Here is a 17,507-nt window from a genome sequence, read left to right on the forward strand (position 1 = left end):
ATCCTTTCACGATGACCTGTCACAACAACTCATCAGGCGGAAGTTGCGCGCTGGGCGTTGATTACGCCAACGGCCGAATCCTGATGTACAGCCTTGCCTCGAACGCCTGGACAGATCAGGGGCATCGGCCCTTCCTCTGCGCCAAATTGCTCGCCTGAGCTCGTCTATTTCTGGAGTTAGTCAATGACCTGGTACAAGACCGGGACGGTTTCTGTCGTCCAAAATTCCAACGCAGTGGCCGGCACCGGGACTTCGTTCCTGTCCAACGGGCGCGTAGGTGATGCCTTTCGGGGGCCCGATGGTGGGTGGTACGAGATCACCAACATCGCCAGCGATACCGCCATGTCGATCTCGCCGGACTACCAAGGCGCGACCAACGCGGCCGGTATTTACGCGATCGCTCCGATGCAGGGGTATGTGAAGGCATCGGCGGACGCGCTGCGGGCCCTCGTCAATCAGTTCGGCGCGCAGTTGGCGGCCTTGGGCACCACCGGTAATTACAACATTCTGCCGCTGGAAAAGGGCGGGACCGGCTCTGATACTTTGGCGGGGGCGAAAAGCAGTCTCGGCATTCTCGATATCCAGACTGTGGTGCGCGGCGGGACAGGTGCGAATAATGCGCCAGAAGCGCTCACCAATCTGGGCGCGCTGCCGTTGGCTGGCGGTAAAATGACCGGCGCTCTGAACGAGGCGACCGTTGTCACCCTTGCCAGTGCGGCCACGGTAAACATCGGCGCCGCCGCTTCGAACATCGTCAGCATCAGCGGGAACACGACAATCACGAGCTTGGGTGTAATCGCCTCGGGCGCGCGGCGCACGCTGCGCTTCACCGGCAGCCTCGTCCTGACGCACAACAGCTCGAATTTGATTCTGCCAGGTGGCGCAAATATCACGACTCTGCCCGGCGATTCGGCTGAGTTCCTGAGTTTTGGCTTAGGGTCGTGGGCGTGCCTTGACTACTCTCGCGCAAGCGGCAAGCCGATCGCTTTCGCCTACGACCGATCCAACATCCTAGGCGCCCTTGCGCAGGCGGGCGGTGTACCGACGGGCGGTATTATCGAGCGCAGCTCGAACTCGAACAGGTCGTACGTGAAGTTTGCCGACGGGACGCTGATCTGCACGCAGACGAACCAGGGCTCGCTCGGGTTCTACAACGCGTCGAACATCGGCTTTATCTGGACCTACCCCCATCCTTTCAGCTCATACAACTTTGCTACGGCGAACATCGTGGGAACGCTTGGTATTTCCCGAGGGGTCACGTCCGTCGGCGCCTACTCTCGCAACGCGACAACCGCAAACATTTCGGCATTCAGCTTGGGCGGCTTCGCCGGATCTGATGCTACCTCCTTCACTTTCGACTGTTTCGCAATCGGGCGGTGGTACGAATGAAAATTATCTTGAGCCCCCAGCGGCGTGATGATCAATTGGTAGTAACCAAAAGCGGCGAAGTCCTGACCGTCAACGGTTTGGTTTACGACTTCTCGCCGATGGGCAATGGCGACACTCTGCCGCGTGATGCATTGAACAGCGAGTGGTTCGCCGGGGACGTCGACAAGGTCGATGGGGAGCTGGTGCTGACCCTGTTGCTGCCCAACCCATGGAACTACAGCCAGGCACAAGCGTTTCCCGTGCCTCTTCTCAACGTCCCGGACGGCCCCGTCGTCTTCCCCGAACCCAATCCTGTAGAGGAAAACGCAGAGCAGCAGGCGCCAAGTCTGGCAATACCCGCGATGGCCTCGGCCGGAGTTATTGACTGGTCGAAGCTGATCACCGCTGCGATGAAAGCGACGGCGGCAGCGGCAGAGCATCTGGCACAGGCCAAGGCTGATCTTACTGCGCGGAATGCGAGAGCGGTCACCCAGATCGCGCGCATCCAAGACCGGGTCGATACGATCGGATTCGGCATCGATATCGGCGAGGCAACTGCGGAGGACGAAGCCGAACAGGCTGCTTTGCTCGTAACGCTCAAGGCTTGGAAAAAATACAAGTTCGATTTGGGCAAGGTGACGACGCAGCCGACCTGGTATCAGGCGCCGGTCTGGCCGACCGAGCCGCCAATCCCCGAGATCGTCGCTGCGCCCATGCTCGTCACTGCCGAGACTGTTTGATCGTAACGGAACCACTTCGCCCGCTTCGGCGGGTTTTTTAATGCCTGGAGAAAAGTATGATTCCCACTGAAAAAGACCGCGACATCCTTGCGCGAACGATCTGGGGCGAAGCGCGAGGCGAGGGCCCGCCGGGCAGGTTGCCGTGGCCTGGACTATTCGCAATCGCGTGTTCGATGGGAAGGAGAAGTCATGGTGGGGTGAAGGCTATGCCGGCGTCTGCCAAAAGCCGTGGCAGTTCAGCTGCTGGAACAAGACTGACCCGAACTATCAGTTCCTGATCGGCGTGAAACAGATACCGTTCCGCGAGCTGGCGCAGTGCCGGATTGCTGCTGACCAAGTGATCGACGGCAAGGTGCCGGATCCGACCGGCGGTGCCACCCACTACTACGCCACCAGCATCAAGGCGCCGGCCTGGGCGGCGAAGGCCAAGCAGACACTGAAGCTCGGTCATCACATCTTCTTCAAGGATGTGCCCTGAGGCGGATGCCGCTATCCTGTTGCTGATCCCAACAAGGCAGGAGGCGGCATGGAAGGTGTAGAACTGAGCCCGAACATTGAGCGCGCTGCAGACAAGCTTCTGGCTGAGATTGCGCGTGCAGACTCGATGATCATCGCAGCCAAGGCGGGCGCCAGGGCTGAAGGATTTATCTATGGCCTAGAGTCGGCGCGCGCCTTAACCGAGTCCACCATCGATAAGCTCTACGTCATCTTCGACAACGCGACCGAGAACCGTCTGCGAGCGCTGACTTCTACTTAGAGCAGGCTGTTTTCCTCGATCGGCTTAATCAAATACGGGCCCTGATTGCGGACATTACCCACGGCGCGGTCGACCTTGAACCATCCGAACGCCTCCGATGGCTCGCCCTCATGCAGAACCATCTGCTCGGCGCGTTCTTTTGGCGTGGCCGGGTCGAGCCATTCGCGGGCAAGCTCTGGCGGCAGAACAACAGGGCGCCGGTCGTGAACATCGACCATGCCGCCGGCGCTGTCGGCGGTGATGATCACAAAGCCGTCGTGCTCGCCGGGGCCGTGCTCCTCGTTCGGGTATTGGCCGATCGCTGCGCACAGGATTGGGGATTGGTCCCGGTGCCTGATCAGGTAGGGCTGCTTCTTCGCTTCCCCTTCATCGACCCACTCGAACCAGTTGTTGATCGCGATGATTGCCCGGTGCGGCCAGATCGCGCGGAAGAACGGGCCATGGGCGACTTTCTCCACGCGGGCGTTGATTGGCGCGGCGCGGTCTCTCGCCCAATGCGGGCGCCATCCCCAGCGAACCATGTCCGCGTGCAGAAACTCACCTTCCTGGTGGAAGAGGGCCAATTGAGTGGTCGGCGCGGCGTTGTACCGCTCGAGCGGTTGCTCACCCACCGAGTTGATCAGCGCGTTCGGCATGCTGAGCGCTGCTACGAAGTCGTGAATGCCGCTGTATTGGGTGAGTCGTCCGCACATTGCCGTGCCCTTGGGGGATCTGATTCAGCGTAGACCCGCTGGCGCTGGCTTCGTCACAAAACCTTTTCCGGCGCATGTCGTGCAGTCGTCCCTGGCACCGAAGCGATCGAGGCACTCAGGACAAATGCAGAACGCCGCCGACTCGATGTGCGGGCGTAACTTTTCAAACGCCCGAAGATCCCGCTCCTCTTGAGCGACCTGCGCCGCATCGACGAGCGCCCGGTAGACGTCAGCATCCGCGAGAGGGTGGTGAGTAACGCCGTCAACCATTCGCTCGGTTTCAATAAGTCGGTACCGGCAACCGTTCATCTCCATCGCCAACCCGGCAATCTTTCCGACCCTACGAGAGATTCCAAGCGACAACCAAACTCCGTCGGGTTCGGAGTACACCTTTCCGTCATAGCCAGAGTAAGCGCCGCGCGGCTCACTCTTTGCGAAGTTGAATATTGACCGACTGATGGTGCCAAGCAACTGCCCGTTGTCGATGTGCACCACGTCATAGCTCGATGCGCCCCGGTACTGGCCAGGCAAGCTCTGCAGTTCTTCCACTGCGTGCCAATAAGCTGCGTCGGCCATTTCGTTCATGTCGAACTGCTCGAGCTCGTCGATCAGGCCTTCACTCAGCAAATCCATCGCCATTTCTCGCAAGGTCGCCCGGTGCGCTTCGGGGCTTTGCTTACGGAAGTCGTGATCATCGAGAGTGGCTCGCCAGCGATCAAGGCGAAGGGATTTTGCTTGGTTGAAATTCATGAAACGGGTTCGCTGTACGAGTGCTGTATGTATGTACAGTAATCGAGGCGAAGCCCGTGGGCGAGAGTGAGGCGACGAGCTGTCAGTCGGGCGTCATCAAAACAGCCAAGGTCATTTTGATGAATTCTTCATTCCGATCGAGCGCGGCCAGAGAGCTGCGGACGTTTTCCGCGACGTCGGCGGATCCGCGCTGCTCGACCCAGAGGGTGAGCTCCATGATGGCGGCTTCAAGAGCGAGCTGGTTTTCATTGATTTTGAAGAGTAGGGAAGGGAGCAGATCAGAGTTTGACATTGGTTTCCTCCTTGGACGAAACCAGAGTAGCAGGGGATTCAATGTCGGCAGAACGCCGGAGAAGGGCAAAGTGCTGGACTATGCAGAGTCGGCATAATGCCAGCTGCTCAGTACCCGATAGGATTTCAATCTTTACGTAAAATTTGAGGTCTTTTTTCGGGCCGCAATCATTCTGCGGTATGCGAAAACATTGGGCCGAATGGCAGTCTTTCGAATCGAATTGCGGCCCAAAAAATCGCATCCAAGCCGCAGCCCGCTTGATTCTGGCGCGGGACTTAAAATCCCCGCTCGTAAGGGCGTGCCGGTTCGATTCCGGCTTCGGGCACCACGAATATCAAGGGCTTGCATGACATACCTCGTGCAAGCCCTTTGTTCTTTTTCCGCAATCAAAAAATCTTTTCCGCAATTCGTGACCGTTAGTCACTTCGTAGGGGTGACCTTCATCCCCTCGCATTCTGATGTACTGCTCAGTCATACCGACTGTTGTGTGCCCGAGCTGGTCCCGAGCCTCTCGGATGCTGCCTGTCGACTCCTCCTTATCCGTCGCTGCTTTAGCTCTCAAGTCGCGCATCTGAAATTCTGCCTTTGGAATTCCGGCTGCTTCCCTGGCGTCATCGAACCTTTTCCTGAGCATACTGGGCGTCATCGGCTGCCCAGAGTCGATAACTACCAGACGTGTTGATCTGATTTTGTGTCCGGCCTTTCGCTCCATGATTCGATCGATCACGATTTTGAGTTCACCAATAATCTCGATCCTTCGCTTAGCCCCGGTCTTGCCTTGCTGTACGGAAAGCTTCCCGTCTTTTATGTCGCGCTCATCCATCTTTAATGTGTCTGCGACTCTCTGTCCTGTTAGATAGAAAAGGTCCAAAGCATCTCTCAATGGTTGATCGGCATGCTGGTAGGCTCTGGCAAGAACGTCATCTTCGACATATATGTCGCGACCGCTTTCTTTATTGCCCTTCACGCCTGAGCAAGGATTAGCCAGTGAGGTATAGCCATTCTCGCGAGCAAAGTTCCAGATGGAACTGAGTAACGCTTTCTCCCGATTTGCACGAATAGGGGCTGTCTTACCGCGATGACGAAGGTACTGGCTGACATGTTTCGGTTCGATAGCCTCTAGAGGAGCGGGTGGATCGTTGAAGAATAGGAGAAGGTTTTTCAGTTCGCGGGCGTTGTCCTTCTGGGTGGCGTGGGCTTTTGTGGGAACTACCTCGTTCATATATAGCTCGGCCACGTAAGCAAAAGTAAGAACGGTTTGCGTCAATGCTTGTGAAACTCGGCTTTTTTCGAGCTTTGCGTACTCCAAGATGGCTAGGCCGTAATCGGTACCTAGCGGGATTTCCTTGCGTGGTTTCCCGCCAGTGTCATAAAGATAATAGATGGTGCTGCCGCGTTTTCGCTCGCGCAGGCGAGGAATGCTTCCCGGCTTTGTTGGTCTTCGTCCCATTTATCCCACCAAGCGAGGTTGCCAAGTCGGAGCTTCTGGCGCGCTTGTAGCTACTCCTGTTAGCGCCGAGGCAATCACGCAGGGCCAGCCATTGCGCTTGATGGTGTGACGAACGCCATTGCGCTTCAGCACAGTAATCTGACCTGCTTTGGTTTTAGCTCCAGTCAGCTCGCAGACCTGTTCATGGCTAAGAAACTGAGTAATTTTGAATCTACCACCGCATGCGTAGTCACCCATTTTAAGATCTGGATATGCAGGTGGTTGTCAGAAGGTTATCGCTCTACTGCGACGCACTTGATCTCCACGAGAAGGCCAGGTCGAGCTAATTCACTGACACCAATGCAGGTCCATGCACAAGTACTTCTCGGAAAGACTTTATCCTTTACGCGTCTGAAAATTGGCATGTGACGGTGCATGTCGACGTGGTAAGTTGTCATTTCTACGACATCTTCAAATTTACAGCCACCTGCCTCCAAAACGATCCGAAGATTGTCCCATGCAGCTAAAAACTGCTGCTCAGGTTCTTCAATGACGGATAATTCCGGCGTCCTGCCTACCTGACCCGCGCAGTAGAGAGTTTTCCTACCTTTACTGCTGGTGCATAACCCGCGCGCTCGTAGATCAATCTCATGCCATCTGGAACAATGATCTGACGGTCAGTCATGATTGCGGAGCCCCAAGTTAGAACGGTTACGAAAGCTAACTCAGGGGCCAGAGCCGCGTCCACTCAGTTCACTTCTCATCTATTAATCAACCCCACAGGTGCTTTTAGCCGCTGCTGAGTCTTGTTGAACTCATTACCTAATGTGGCTACCTCGATCGATGCAAAAGGCGCGAGCCGGTAGCGTTACTGATCAGAAGCATTTCGATGGTTGGTTCGCTGCTAGGCTGGCTCGTCAGTTCGTGTCGTCATCACCTTGAAATATATCTGCGTAAAGTCGCGCGACTGTAGGGGTAAGGTTACGACCGGTAGGAATGAGAAAGTCGGCGTGTGGTGCGAGCCGTTTTACGTAGATGACTTCGTAAACCCTGCGCACGATTCCAGGTGCTGTTTCTTCCCGGTCCAAGCCAGGCATTATCCCTACCGCTTTGTAACCGGCTTGCTCCAGTGCTTGTTGCATATACGGCGTGCGGGTTGTTGCCATGCCATAGATCAGCCCCGCGCCCATGAACGTGCCGATTTTTTCTCCCAGGTCCTGGGCCGCAACGGCCAGTCTGGCTTGTCTGTGCGGTTTGGCTACCGCGCCGACCCGCCCGAAAATAACGTCAGCACCGTCAATTTTTTCCCACGTGGCGATAGCGACAATCTCATCGTTCTGGCGGACGACGGTAGCGAATATGCCTCGATCCGGATCGTCTTCGAGCACCACGTTGTCTGCGTAGAACTGCTGGTCCAGAAACGGGCTTGCCAACCCCACCGAAATGGAGGGAAACCATGTCCGGAAAAAATCTGTCGCGACATTGATCTCCTCACGTTTCAGGTAATCCCAACTGTAGCCATAGGGTAAATCGGTGAAGCTGCGAATTTGCTCGATCGTTGGCCATTTCATGCGGTTCTGCTCGTTTGTCTGATTGCTTCGATAAGTGGCGCCGGGGTCAGGCCCGAGGGTCAGGGTTATTGGCGGGTGCCGGGGCATGCCTGGCGGCGATCTGCCTGTGGCGCTCGACCACTTCGCCAATGACCAACTGCATCAGCCTCTGCACGATGGCCGTATCCAGCTCGGCCTCCTGAGCAAGTGCTGCCAGACGCTGGTATTGCTGCTGCTCTCTGGCCTCGTCTACCGCAGGCAACTGATATCGGGCCTTGAGCAATCCGACCTCATCGGTACAGCGAAACCGTTCCGCGAGCAGGTGGATGAGGGCGGCGTCGATATTGTCGATGGTTTTCCTGAATGTTGAGAGTTGACGCGCGATGTCGGAGTTTTCCATGAATGACCTCGTGACAGGTGTTCGAAAGAGCTTCTCAATGATTCGTCTGCTGAGCAAAAACCGACCAGTCCTTGTCGCCATCTCCCCTGGCTACCGCCGACGTCATTTTCAATCGCACGGCATCCGCCGCTGGCAACTCCAGCCCCTTGAGACGACCCGCATCGATCGCCAGATTCATATCCTTGAGGCCAAGCGACAGTTTGAATCCCGGTTCAAAATTGCTGCTGACGATGTTCCGCCCATAACGTTGATAACTGGGGCAGGCGAACAGGGTCTGGGTCATGAGCTTGATGAAAATCGAAGGGCTCAGTCCGTGGCGTTGAACGAGCCCGCTGGCTTCGCCCAGCGACTGGATGGCTTGGGTGATCATCATGTTGCCGGCGATTTTCGCGATACAGGCCTGTTCAGGTTGGTGGCCCAGATACCAGGTTTTTTCCCGAGCAGGTCGAACAGCGGTTGGACGGTCGAGACAGCAGCCTGCGATCCGGCCGCCAGGATATTCAACTCGCCCTTGGCCGCCACGGCTGGCACGCCGAACACCGGCGCCGCGATCAATGGCATGCCGACGGCTTCATGTTCGCGCTGCAACTCCAACATCAGCGAAGGCGACAAGGTCGACATCACGACATGCACGCAAGCTTTGTCTGCAGTTTCCAGAACAGCGCTGGCGAGCAGCACTTGCCTGACAGCGGCATCATCGGCCAGAAGAGTGATGACCACCTCTTGCTGGAACGCCGAGGCCGGCGATTCGATAACGCTGATGCCTTCGAGATCCTTGATCGCCGCGTGACTGCGGTTCCATGCCGAGACGTGATGGCCTGCGCGGACGAGCAGCGGAATGATCGCTCTGCCCATGCTTCCAACTCCGATAAAACCAATCTTCATTTGCAGTCTCCGGTTGGTATTCGACGACGGTGAATGCAGACAAGTATGTCGGGCACGGGATTGCTACGGCACTGCCATTGCTGCACTCTCACTGTTCATTTTTGTACGGGGGCAGAGCATGGACTGGAGTGATGTGCGGGTCTTTCTCGCGATTGCCCGCAGCGGGTCATTGGGCGCTGCCGCCAAGCTGTTGGGGGTCAGCCATCCGACCGTGGGACGGCGCTTGCAGGTGTTGGAACAGTCCAGTGGCCAACCCGTTTTCCTGCGTACCAACCAAGGTCTCGTGTTGACCGACAGCGGCGAGAAGCTCTTCAGCCTCGCGCAGGAAATGGAGCAAAGTGCGTTGGCCATCGAAAGGCGCCTCGCGGGGGACAGCGCACAGCCCGAAGGTGTGCTGCGCATTTCCTGCGCTGACTGGTTCGCCTGTTATGTCCTGGCCCCGGTGCTGAGTGAACTGGGCCGGCGTTATCCATTGATCGTGCCCGAGGTCATTGCCGGGCATCGATTGTTTGATCTGGCTCGCCGCGACGCCGACATCGCGTTTCGAATCGTTCCGTTCACCGAACCCGATATCGTGCATCGCAAGCTGATCTCCCTGACTTACGGGTTATACGCAGCCGTTGGATCTGCTGACCCTGAGCCACAGGGCGCCGGGCTGGGTCTGATCACCATGAGTGTTGCCCAGTCCCATTATCCCGATGTGCAGTGGCTGCAGCAGCGTTACCCTCTGGCGCGTACCGTGTTTACCAGTAGCAGCCGCACAGTCCAGGCGCAAATGTGTGCGCAGGGGCAGGGCGTCGCGGTATTGCCCCGCGCTTTGGGCGACCAGTTGACGGCGCTGCGTCTGATCGATTCAGATGAACCGCCACCAGGCCGCGACATTTGGATGGGCTACCACCAGGACATGCGCCAGATGGACAGCCTGCGCGCGCTTGCCGACCTGGCCTCCGTCATGATCGGCACTCAGGCAGGCGTTTGATTCACTCTGCCGGGTGCATGGCCGCCGTTTGCAGCTCTGCAGCAGGTTGGCGCGCCAGACTCAGGCTCAGTCCTGCGCCTACGGCCAGACAGGCAGCGATGCACAGTACGGCGACGGTGAAGGCGTGGGTGATGGCCGCCGCGTCCGTGTCCTTGCCCAGAAGCGTGTAAAAAATGCCACCGATGATCGCCACGCTCAGTGCCGTGCTGATTTGCAGGGTGGAACTGGTGATGCCCGCAATCATGCCGGAATACGCCGGTGCCACGCGTCCTGTGATCATGCGCATCAATGTCGGAAGGGCCAGTCCTTGTCCGAAGCCGATCAGAAAGAGAATCACGGCAAGGGACAGCGCAGAGGGCGTGACGGCCGTCGATGTGTGCGCCACGAGCCAGGCCAATAGCACGAACCCCAGCACTTCGAGTGACATTCCGAAGGGATTCACATAAGACCCCAGCAAACGCCTGAACAGATGGGTGGTGAGCGGCCCGAGCAAAAAACCTGCGCCGAATGGAAGGAAGACCAGACCTGCACTGAGTGGGCTCGTATGCAGCGCTCCCTGTAAATAGATGGAAAACAGCAGGAAGAACACACCGATTGCGTAGAAGGTCAGTGCGACGAGCAATGCCCGGCCCAGCCCGGGCGCACGCAGTGCAGCAGGGTTCAGCAACGGCGCGCCTTGCGCTTGGTACAAACGGGCTTCGTAGCGCCAGAACAGCCAGGCAAGCAGTGGCGCCGCCGCCAGCGACAGCCAGGCCCACAACGGCCAGCCCGCTTCACGTCCCTCGATCAGCGGAACGATCAGCGCCGCAAGCGTCACCATCGACAACAGCGTTCCACCCAGATCCAGCTTGCTGGTCTGGGGAGCGCGGGTTTCCTTGACCACGGGGATGGCGATCAGAATGACCAGCAACGCAATCGGTAGATTCACCAGAAATATCGCCCGCCAGCCCAAGTTCATCAGGTTGAGCGAGATCAGAATCCCGCCAAGTGCCTGGCCGACGACCGACGCCAAACCAAACACCGCACCGTACAGGCTCAACGCCAAGGGTTTTTCCGACTCAGGGAATATCGCCTGCACTGAAGCGAGTGCCTGCGGCGCCATGACAGCGGCCGTCACGCCTTGCAGCGAGCGTCCGGCGATCAACACCCAGGGTGACTCGGCGACACCGCAGATCAGTGAGGCGACGGCAAAGCCAATCAGGCCGACGAAGAACATTCTCATGCGGCCAAAGATGTCGCCAAGCCGTCCGCCGGTGATCAGTGTCACGGCATACAGCGCCGCGTAAGAAGAGATGATCAACTGTTCGGCAGAGGAGGCCGTGCCCAGCGATTGCTGAATCGAAGGCAGCGCTACGTTGACGATGAAGAAATCCAGCGGCGGCAAGAATGCACCGACCAACAGGATGGCGAACATCAGCCAGCGCCGCTGTTCCGGAAGGGCTACTATTTTCTCAGGCATAAGGTCTCCTTTCTGAAACCCTTCGGCTCCAGAATATTTTCGATTGCGAGTCATGCTTTGAATAAGCTGACTTCAATCTAAACGATCAAACCCTGGCTGACGCCTCACATAAATGAACGGCCAATGTTCATTTATGGCAGTGCCGCTGCGCCCCTGCCTCCTCGCAAAATGGCCGCACTGTGGTTCCAGTCGAGCCACACAACCGAAATCGAGGAGTCAGTTATGTCAGGTAAATTCGCTGATCAGGTCGCAGTCGTCACCGGCGCGTCCACCGGGATCGGATTTGCGATTGCACAGGGTTTGATTGCCGAGGGCGCCAGGCGCGTTTACATCACCGGGCGTTCTGCAGCCACGCTGGAGGCTGCGGTGGCCAAGCTTGGCGACAGGGCGGTCGCGGTCATTTCCGATGTCGCGCGCCAGGTTGATCTGGACGAGCTCAAGGCGACGATCGAGGCGCACGACGATCAACTGGACTCAGTGTTTGCCAATGCGGGTATTTGTGAAAAGAACCCGCTGGGCGAGACCACCGAGGCCGCCTATTTCAACATGTTCGACATCAACGTAAAGGAGTCTTTTTTACTGTACAGACGTTGATGCCATTGTTGAAAAATGGCGCTTCGATCGTACTGACGGCCTCTATCTGTTCCAGCAATGGCATGGAAGGACTGAGCCTCTACAACGCCTCCAAAGCCGCGGTACGTTCCTTTGCCAGGACGTGGGCCAACGAACTCAAAGGTCGCAAGATCAGAGCGAATGTCCTGAGCCCTGGCTTCACCCGCACGCCACTGATGGATAACGGCTTGAAGATGAGCGAAAGCGACGTCGCCGCGCTGCGTCAGCACGTCGAGCAGATCACGCCATTGGGGTACATGGCCGAGCCTGAAGAAATCGCCTCGTCGGCGCTGTTTCTTGCGTCGGCCGATGCGAAATATGTCAACGGTGTGGAGTTGATGGTCGACGGCGGCCTGTCGCAGATCTGACCACGTGCTCAACCGTAGCGCAGCCCTCGCGCAGGGCTGCCTTCCTCGCTTATGCGCAGCCCCTGCAGGAACCTCATCATGAACAATGAACAACTGACAGCCCGACTGGACGCCCTGGAAAGTCGCGCCGCCATCGAGTCGCTGATCAGCGCCTACGCCAATGCTTTCGACCGCATCGACGCCTCGCTTCTTAGCTCAATCTGGCACGAAGAGTCGACATTGGATCTACCGGGTTTTGGCCAGGCTGGAAACCGTGACGAAATCCTGGCGATGGCGCAAAACAGCTGGCGCCAGATGCCCCATATGCACCACTGGATGGCCAACCCGCTGATTGAAATCGAGGGTGACAGCGCAGTGGGCACGGTAGCTGCGGATTGCCTGTTTCATGACATTGAAAAAGGCCCGGTGCAAGTCAGCGGTCTTTACCACGACAGGTTTGAACGTCGGGACGGAAAGTGGGCCTTCCTGTCACGTCGTTTTGAAATGCATTTCCTGACGCCGTTAAAAGATTGGGTACCCGCAGCGGGCGAAGAACAGTTTGCACCGTTCGAGCAGCTCAAGGGAACGACAGCGAAAAACGAATAGTCCCGGCCCTTGGCTGTTCGACACCCACGTGGCCGTCATGCAGTTGCATGATGGCCACGACAATGGCGAGGCCAAGCCCGTAGGAGTCGGAATTCTGGTGCCGAGACGCATCGCCACGGTAAAAGCGGTCGAAGAGTTTGCCCAGGGTTTCGTCGCCCAGCACCGGCCCTTGGTTCTCCACTTCAATCCGGGCACCTCCGTGGGTTTCCAATACCCGTATCAGAATCTCGGTGCCCTCGTAAGCGTAGCGAACAGCGTTCGCCACCAGGTTGCTCAACGCTCTGCGCAGCAGCAAGGGGTCAGCGAGCACGATACCATCGCCCGTTATTTGGAAGCTCATTCGCCGCTCTTCAGCCAAGCCCTCAAAATACTCAGCGATGCGCTGTGATTCGTCATGCAGCGACAGTTGCTGGCGCTCCACTACGGCTTGCGCTTCATCGGCGCGCGCCAGAAACAGAATGCTTTCGACTATGCGCGAGATCCGTTCGAGTTCTTCAAGGTTCGAAGCGATCAGCGCCTGATACTCGTCCTCGCTACGGCGTTGGCGAAGGGCAACCTGACAATGTCCCATCAACGACCCGACCGGTGTGCGGATTTCATGGGCAAGGTCGGCGGAAAATTGCGTCAGTCGCTGATAACCCTGAGCAAGACGATCAAGCATCGCGTTATAGGCGTCACTCAGCTGTTGCAATTCAACCGGCGTATCGGCGCTGTCCATACGGCTGTGCAGACGCTCAGGCGTTATGGCTGCGGCATGGGCGGCCATTTTGCGCAGCGGACGCAGCCCGCGACGCAATAACAGATAACCCAGCAACGCGGTTGCCAGAAAGGCAAGGGCCACGGCCAGGTAGATGCGCTCGCGATACGCTGCAAGCATCGCCATTTCCTTGCCCATAAGGTGGGCGGCCGTCAATCGGACTACACGGCCACCCGACGTCGTGACTACGGAGGCGGCGCGCAGCCTTGTTCCCGAGTCGGTCACGCCGCTGCGCAGATCACTGACGCTCAGCTTTGTGTCCTGGCCGATCACCGGCAGTTCAGGCAACGTGACGTTGAGTGGATTGACCTGGATGACCGGTGGCTGCCCCGGCTCTTCAATGATGAAGATGTCGTCTTCGCTGTCGAGCATGTTCTTGAAAATCTGCGGGCTGTCGCGCAGCTTTTCGATGGCGAGTTCGTAATGCAGGAGCTTGCGAAAATGCTCCAGACGGCCCATCACCGCGTGATCGCTGTAGACCAATACCGAGGCTTTCATCGTCTGATACAGATAGAAGCCCGCGCCGGCCACGGCCAGCATCGCGACCATGGCAAACGCCACGGTCGATCGCAGCGTCAGCGAGGGTTGGCGTCGGGACCGCATGGCCTCACCTCGCAGACATAGCCGATACCGCGAATGGTATGGATCAGCTTGATCGGGTAGGGCTGGTCGACCTTGTTGCGCAGGCGCTTGACAGCGACGTCCACCACGTTGGTATCGCTGTCGAAATTCATGTCCCAGACTTCCGAAGCGATTTGTGTCCTGGACAACACATCGCCGGCTCGACGCAGAAACAGATGCAGCAGGGCGAACTCCTTGTTGGTCAGCACGATCACCTGTTGTTGGCGGGTCACGCGGCGCCGGACCAGATCCAGTTCGAGATCGGCAAGGTGGAAATGGTCGGCTTCGCGTACGACACCGCGGCGCAGAATAGTGCGGATGCGCAACAGCAGTTCGGTAAACGAGAAAGGTTTGATCAGGTAATCATCGGCGCCCAGTTCCAGACCGCGAATGCGGTCTTGCAACTGGTCGCGCGCGGTAAGGAACAGCACGGGTACGTCTTGTCTGGCGCGCAACAGCTCGATGATCTGAAACCCGTCAATCCCGGGCAACATCACGTCCAGCACGATCAGGTCATAGGTCGTATGCAAGGCCATGTGCAGACCGTCGGCGCCGTGCTGGGTCCAGTCGACGTTGTAACCGGACTCACCGAGCCCCTTTTTCAGGTACTCACCTGTTTTGGTGTCATCTTCGATCAGCAGGATATGCATCGTCAGGCGCGCTCGGGTCTCTTCATGACGGGATTCAGCCCGCGACATCGGTATCTCGGCTGTGCAGTGTAGCGGGATGAACGGGCGCAGTCGGTTACATTTCTGTCATTCACCGGCAGGGCTGACGAATGACAAAAATGTCATTCGGCGGTCATCGTGACGTCCCGATCTGCGGTCGAGGATGGCGACACATCAACCCATGAGGAATCGTCGCCATGCAACTCAAAAACGCCCTGTCTACCACGTTCGGTTTGGTGATGCTCAGCGCTGCCGTCATTGCCACCGCCGCCGACATGCCGGTCATCAAACCACTGCGCGGTACGGTGGAAAGCGTCAGCAACAACACGCTGACCTTCACTGTCCGCTCTGGCGCCCAGCAGACGATCGGACTGACTGACAAGACCGGTATCAGCCGGGTATCGAAGGCCAATATCGACTCGATCAAATCCGACAGCTTCATCGGCTCGGCGGCCATCCCGCAGGCCAACGGAACCTTGAAGGCGCTTGAGGTCACGGTATTCGACGCCAGGCTCAAGGGCAGCGGCGAAGGTCATTACGGTTGGCAGAACGCAGACGGCAGCACTGGCACCATGACCAACGGCACCGTTGGCAAACTGTCCAAAACTGACGGCCGCACGTTGACCGTCAACTACCAGGGCGGTGAGAAACAAATCGTCGTGCCGGATGACGTGCCTATCGCCTACGTCGAGCCAGGCAAAGCCGATGAGCTGGTCAAAGGAACGAAAATTGTCGTGTTCCCCGCTGCAGATGGCACCGCACGCGGCATTGCAGTCGGCAAGGATGGCTTCCAGCCACCGATGTAATCATCTGAGAAAGCTTGAGCGTTGCCTTCTGGCAACGCTCCGCTACACGGAAGGCTTGCAAGGGGAACCACGTGAGACAGAAGAAACTGCATCCCTGGCCGGTTCGCCTCACCCATTGGCTCAATGCGGCCTGCATGGTCTGCATGTTCATGAGCGGTTGGGCTATCTACAACGCCTCGCCACTGTTCAGTTTCAGGTTTCCGGTGTCATTGACCGTGGGCGGTTGGCTGGGCGGGGCACTTGCCTGGCATTTTGCGTTCATGTGGCTGCTGCTGATCAACGGCGCAATCTATGTGCTGTACGGGTTGGCCAGTCGTCATTTCAAACGTGAGCTGCTGCCCATCGGCATTGCCGCATTGAAGCATGATCTGACCGATGCCTTGCGCTTTCGGCTGGTGCATGAAAAGGGTGTCTATAACGCAGTACAGCGCCTGATGTACTGGATCGTGCTGGCGGCAGGTGTACTGATCGTGATCTCGGGTGTAGCGATCTGGAAACCGGTTCAACTTCAAGAGCTGGTCGCGTTACTGGGCGGCTATGACGTTGCTCGTTACGTACATTTTGCGGCCATGGCGATGATTGCAGCGTTTGTAGTGATTCACCTGGTCTTGGTGATTCTGGTACCAAAAACCCTGGTGCCAATGATCACGGGTGGAGTGCGGACGCCTGATAACGAGAAAAATGGGTCATGACTGAATTTAAAATAACAACGCGTCAGCGCGTCAGGATTGAACCTGCGCAACAGCTTGAACTGGAAAACATTCAGCGCCGGCATTTTCTTCGGGCCGGCCTGACGGTTGGCGCGATGTCGATGCTGACCGGTTGCAACCTGCAGGACGGCGATCAGGTCGACAAAGTGCTTTGGGCCATGTCGCGTTGGAACGACCGGGTCCAGGCGTGGCTGTTCAGTGGACGGAAACTGGCGCCGACCTTCGCCCGCGCGCAGATCACCAAGCCGTTTCCGTTCAACGCTTTCTATGGTCAGGACGATATCCCTGAAGTAGACCTGACCAGTTACTCGCTCGCCGTCTCCGGCCGGATCAGGGACAAGGCGCCGTGGACACTCGAAAGCTTGCGCAAGCTGCCGCAACGCAGCGATATCACTCGGCTGATCTGTGTTGAGGGCTGGAGCGCGATCGGTCAATGGGGAGGTGTACCGCTGAAAACCTTCCTGGAACACATCGGCGCCGACACCACAGCGAAATTTGTCGGTTTCAAATGTGCCGATCGTTACTACTCCAGTCTGGACATGCCGACTGCCTTGCACCCGCAGACGCTGTTGGCACTGGATTACGCTGACGTGGCGCTGCCGCCCGAGTACGGCTATCCGCTGAGGGTTCGGGTCCCCACCAAACTGGGATTCAAAAACCCCAAGCATGTTGTCGAGATTTTCGTCAGCAACGACAACCCGGGCGGGTATTGGGAAGACCAGGGCTACAACTGGTTCAGCGGGATCTGATGAAGCAAAGAACGGAACTGTCACGCCAGGAACACTGGCGAGATTCATGACACCAAGCGTGATATGAGGCATGCCGATGACCGGTATTTCTGCAGTACCGCCAGCACCATCCGACTGGCCAACATCAGAACCCAGGATGCGGGCAACGAGTGATGGAGCAGATTTCCAATCTCTCTTGCAGGCTCAGTCCAGGCCGCCTTTACAACAGTCAGATAAAGCTCGCACTCGGATGCTCTTTGATAATCTTGCCGCATGTACCTTCAATGGCGAAAAAAGGGCTATCTGCTCTGATGTTATCGGCACAGGGGGACTGAATGCGTTCGCCATTGC

The 17,507-nt window shown here is 57.6% G+C and carries 19 protein-coding genes, 1 tRNA gene and 4 pseudogenes; 11 read left to right on the plus strand and 13 right to left on the minus strand.

Annotated features, from left to right (window positions below; genetic code table 11):
* Positions 1-183 precede the first annotated feature (183 nt).
* From LJU32_17215 to LJU32_17230, 4 genes and pseudogenes are all read left to right on the plus strand, one after another.
* Positions 184-1,389 (plus strand): hypothetical protein, encoded by a 1,206-nt coding sequence (locus LJU32_17215; GenBank protein ID WKV87458.1) that lies wholly within the window; start codon positions 184-186, stop codon positions 1,387-1,389.
* Positions 1,390-1,730: 341 nt separating this feature from the next.
* Positions 1,731-2,108, plus strand: coding sequence for a phage tail protein (locus LJU32_17220; protein WKV91132.1), 378 nt, complete (start codon positions 1,731-1,733; stop codon positions 2,106-2,108).
* A gap of 56 nt (positions 2,109-2,164) precedes the next feature.
* Positions 2,165-2,586 (plus strand): annotated as a pseudogene (locus LJU32_17225) (cell wall hydrolase).
* Positions 2,587-2,634: 48 nt separating this feature from the next.
* On the plus strand, positions 2,635-2,865 hold the full coding sequence (locus LJU32_17230) for a hypothetical protein (protein ID WKV87459.1): 231 nt from the start codon (positions 2,635-2,637) through the stop codon (positions 2,863-2,865).
* Here the strand turns inward: LJU32_17230 and LJU32_17235 are convergent.
* The 3 genes from LJU32_17235 to LJU32_17245 all read right to left on the minus strand — a co-directional run bounded on the left by LJU32_17235 (position 2,862) and on the right by LJU32_17245 (position 4,599).
* On the minus strand, positions 2,862-3,557 hold the full coding sequence (locus tag LJU32_17235; GenBank protein ID WKV87460.1) for an SOS response-associated peptidase family protein: 696 nt from the start codon (positions 3,555-3,557) through the stop codon (positions 2,862-2,864). The two genes, LJU32_17230 and LJU32_17235, sit on opposite strands and share 4 nt — an antisense overlap.
* A 24-nt stretch (positions 3,558-3,581) precedes the next feature.
* Positions 3,582-4,307, minus strand: coding sequence for a hypothetical protein (locus LJU32_17240; GenBank protein WKV87461.1), 726 nt, complete (start codon positions 4,305-4,307; stop codon positions 3,582-3,584).
* 82 nt (positions 4,308-4,389) lie between these two features.
* Complete coding sequence (locus tag LJU32_17245) at positions 4,390-4,599, minus strand: hypothetical protein (GenBank protein ID WKV87462.1); 210 nt, start codon at positions 4,597-4,599, stop codon at positions 4,390-4,392.
* A 193-nt stretch (positions 4,600-4,792) separates the two neighbouring features.
* Here LJU32_17245 and LJU32_17250 point away from each other — a divergent pair.
* Positions 4,793-4,927 (plus strand) — tRNA-Leu (locus tag LJU32_17250).
* A 92-nt stretch (positions 4,928-5,019) separates the two neighbouring features.
* Here LJU32_17250 and LJU32_17255 read toward each other — a convergent pair.
* The 7 genes and pseudogenes from LJU32_17255 to LJU32_17285 all read right to left on the minus strand — a co-directional run bounded on the left by LJU32_17255 (position 5,020) and on the right by LJU32_17285 (position 8,863).
* Positions 5,020-6,049 (minus strand): annotated as a pseudogene (locus LJU32_17255) (tyrosine-type recombinase/integrase).
* Entirely contained in the window at positions 6,050-6,286 is a 237-nt protein-coding gene (locus tag LJU32_17260; protein ID WKV87463.1) for a DUF4224 domain-containing protein, read from the minus strand.
* 35 nt (positions 6,287-6,321) lie between these two features.
* Positions 6,322-6,713: pseudogene (locus LJU32_17265) on the minus strand (RidA family protein).
* A 232-nt stretch (positions 6,714-6,945) separates the two neighbouring features.
* Positions 6,946-7,599: a hypothetical protein gene (locus tag LJU32_17270; protein WKV87464.1), complete on the minus strand. Its 654-nt coding sequence runs from the start codon at positions 7,597-7,599 to the stop codon at positions 6,946-6,948.
* A gap of 46 nt (positions 7,600-7,645) precedes the next feature.
* Positions 7,646-7,978 (minus strand): chorismate mutase, encoded by a 333-nt coding sequence (locus LJU32_17275; protein WKV87465.1) that lies wholly within the window; start codon positions 7,976-7,978, stop codon positions 7,646-7,648.
* 34 nt (positions 7,979-8,012) lie between these two features.
* Complete coding sequence (locus LJU32_17280; GenBank protein WKV91133.1) at positions 8,013-8,372, minus strand: NAD-binding protein; 360 nt, start codon at positions 8,370-8,372, stop codon at positions 8,013-8,015.
* On the minus strand, positions 8,348-8,863 hold the full coding sequence (locus LJU32_17285) for an NAD(P)-binding domain-containing protein (GenBank protein WKV87466.1): 516 nt from the start codon (positions 8,861-8,863) through the stop codon (positions 8,348-8,350). The genes LJU32_17280 and LJU32_17285 overlap by 25 nt, the downstream gene beginning before the upstream one ends.
* A 118-nt stretch (positions 8,864-8,981) precedes the next feature.
* Between LJU32_17285 and LJU32_17290 the strand changes: the two genes are divergently transcribed.
* Positions 8,982-9,842: a LysR family transcriptional regulator gene (locus LJU32_17290; protein WKV91134.1), complete on the plus strand. Its 861-nt coding sequence runs from the start codon at positions 8,982-8,984 to the stop codon at positions 9,840-9,842.
* A gap of 1 nt (position 9,843) precedes the next feature.
* Here LJU32_17290 and LJU32_17295 read toward each other — a convergent pair whose 3' ends face one another.
* Positions 9,844-11,301: an MFS transporter gene (locus tag LJU32_17295; protein WKV91135.1), complete on the minus strand. Its 1,458-nt coding sequence runs from the start codon at positions 11,299-11,301 to the stop codon at positions 9,844-9,846.
* 222 nt (positions 11,302-11,523) lie between these two features.
* Between LJU32_17295 and LJU32_17300 the strand changes: the two are divergent.
* Positions 11,524-12,281, plus strand: a pseudogene (locus tag LJU32_17300) (SDR family oxidoreductase).
* Between the two features lie 78 nt (positions 12,282-12,359).
* Positions 12,360-12,866 (plus strand): nuclear transport factor 2 family protein, encoded by a 507-nt coding sequence (locus tag LJU32_17305; GenBank protein ID WKV87467.1) that lies wholly within the window; start codon positions 12,360-12,362, stop codon positions 12,864-12,866.
* Here LJU32_17305 and LJU32_17310 read toward each other — a convergent pair.
* On the minus strand, positions 12,838-14,226 hold the full coding sequence (locus LJU32_17310; GenBank protein ID WKV87468.1) for a heavy metal sensor histidine kinase: 1,389 nt from the start codon (positions 14,224-14,226) through the stop codon (positions 12,838-12,840). The two genes, LJU32_17305 and LJU32_17310, sit on opposite strands and share 29 nt — an antisense overlap.
* Complete coding sequence (locus LJU32_17315) at positions 14,199-14,894, minus strand: heavy metal response regulator transcription factor (protein ID WKV91136.1); 696 nt, start codon at positions 14,892-14,894, stop codon at positions 14,199-14,201. Before LJU32_17315 ends, LJU32_17310 begins: the two co-directional genes overlap by 28 nt.
* Positions 14,895-15,109: 215 nt before the next feature.
* On the opposite strand from LJU32_17315, the gene LJU32_17320 reads away from it, so the two are divergent.
* From LJU32_17320 to LJU32_17330, 3 genes are all read left to right on the plus strand, one after another.
* Entirely contained in the window at positions 15,110-15,718 is a 609-nt protein-coding gene (locus LJU32_17320) for a hypothetical protein (GenBank protein WKV87469.1), read from the plus strand.
* 71 nt (positions 15,719-15,789) lie between these two features.
* Positions 15,790-16,410, plus strand: coding sequence for a cytochrome b/b6 domain-containing protein (locus LJU32_17325; protein ID WKV91137.1), 621 nt, complete (start codon positions 15,790-15,792; stop codon positions 16,408-16,410).
* On the plus strand, positions 16,407-17,177 hold the full coding sequence (locus tag LJU32_17330) for a molybdopterin-dependent oxidoreductase (GenBank protein WKV87470.1): 771 nt from the start codon (positions 16,407-16,409) through the stop codon (positions 17,175-17,177). The genes LJU32_17325 and LJU32_17330 overlap by 4 nt, the downstream gene beginning before the upstream one ends.
* Positions 17,178-17,507 lie beyond the last annotated feature (330 nt).

Source organism: Pseudomonas sp. B21_DOA (genome assembly GCA_030544685.1).
GTDB lineage: Bacteria > Pseudomonadota > Gammaproteobacteria > Pseudomonadales > Pseudomonadaceae > Aquipseudomonas > Aquipseudomonas fluorescens_AO.

Coding starts and splice junctions, on each gene's coding strand:
- LJU32_17215 (WKV87458.1), top strand. CDS start 184: ATGACCTGGTACAAGACCGGGACGGTTTCTGTCGTCCAAAATTCCAAC.
- LJU32_17220 (WKV91132.1), top strand. CDS start 1,731: ATGGCCTCGGCCGGAGTTATTGACTGGTCGAAGCTGATCACCGCTGCG.
- LJU32_17230 (WKV87459.1), top strand. CDS start 2,635: ATGGAAGGTGTAGAACTGAGCCCGAACATTGAGCGCGCTGCAGACAAG.
- LJU32_17235 (WKV87460.1), bottom strand. CDS start 3,557: ATGTGCGGACGACTCACCCAATACAGCGGCATTCACGACTTCGTAGCA.
- LJU32_17240 (WKV87461.1), bottom strand. CDS start 4,307: ATGAATTTCAACCAAGCAAAATCCCTTCGCCTTGATCGCTGGCGAGCC.
- LJU32_17245 (WKV87462.1), bottom strand. CDS start 4,599: ATGTCAAACTCTGATCTGCTCCCTTCCCTACTCTTCAAAATCAATGAA.
- LJU32_17260 (WKV87463.1), bottom strand. CDS start 6,286: ATGGGTGACTACGCATGCGGTGGTAGATTCAAAATTACTCAGTTTCTT.
- LJU32_17270 (WKV87464.1), bottom strand. CDS start 7,599: ATGAAATGGCCAACGATCGAGCAAATTCGCAGCTTCACCGATTTACCC.
- LJU32_17275 (WKV87465.1), bottom strand. CDS start 7,978: ATGGAAAACTCCGACATCGCGCGTCAACTCTCAACATTCAGGAAAACC.
- LJU32_17285 (WKV87466.1), bottom strand. CDS start 8,863: ATGAAGATTGGTTTTATCGGAGTTGGAAGCATGGGCAGAGCGATCATT.
- LJU32_17290 (WKV91134.1), top strand. CDS start 8,982: ATGGACTGGAGTGATGTGCGGGTCTTTCTCGCGATTGCCCGCAGCGGG.
- LJU32_17295 (WKV91135.1), bottom strand. CDS start 11,301: ATGCCTGAGAAAATAGTAGCCCTTCCGGAACAGCGGCGCTGGCTGATG.
- LJU32_17305 (WKV87467.1), top strand. CDS start 12,360: ATGAACAATGAACAACTGACAGCCCGACTGGACGCCCTGGAAAGTCGC.
- LJU32_17310 (WKV87468.1), bottom strand. CDS start 14,226: ATGCGGTCCCGACGCCAACCCTCGCTGACGCTGCGATCGACCGTGGCG.
- LJU32_17315 (WKV91136.1), bottom strand. CDS start 14,894: ATGCATATCCTGCTGATCGAAGATGACACCAAAACAGGTGAGTACCTG.
- LJU32_17320 (WKV87469.1), top strand. CDS start 15,110: ATGCAACTCAAAAACGCCCTGTCTACCACGTTCGGTTTGGTGATGCTC.
- LJU32_17330 (WKV87470.1), top strand. CDS start 16,407: ATGACTGAATTTAAAATAACAACGCGTCAGCGCGTCAGGATTGAACCT.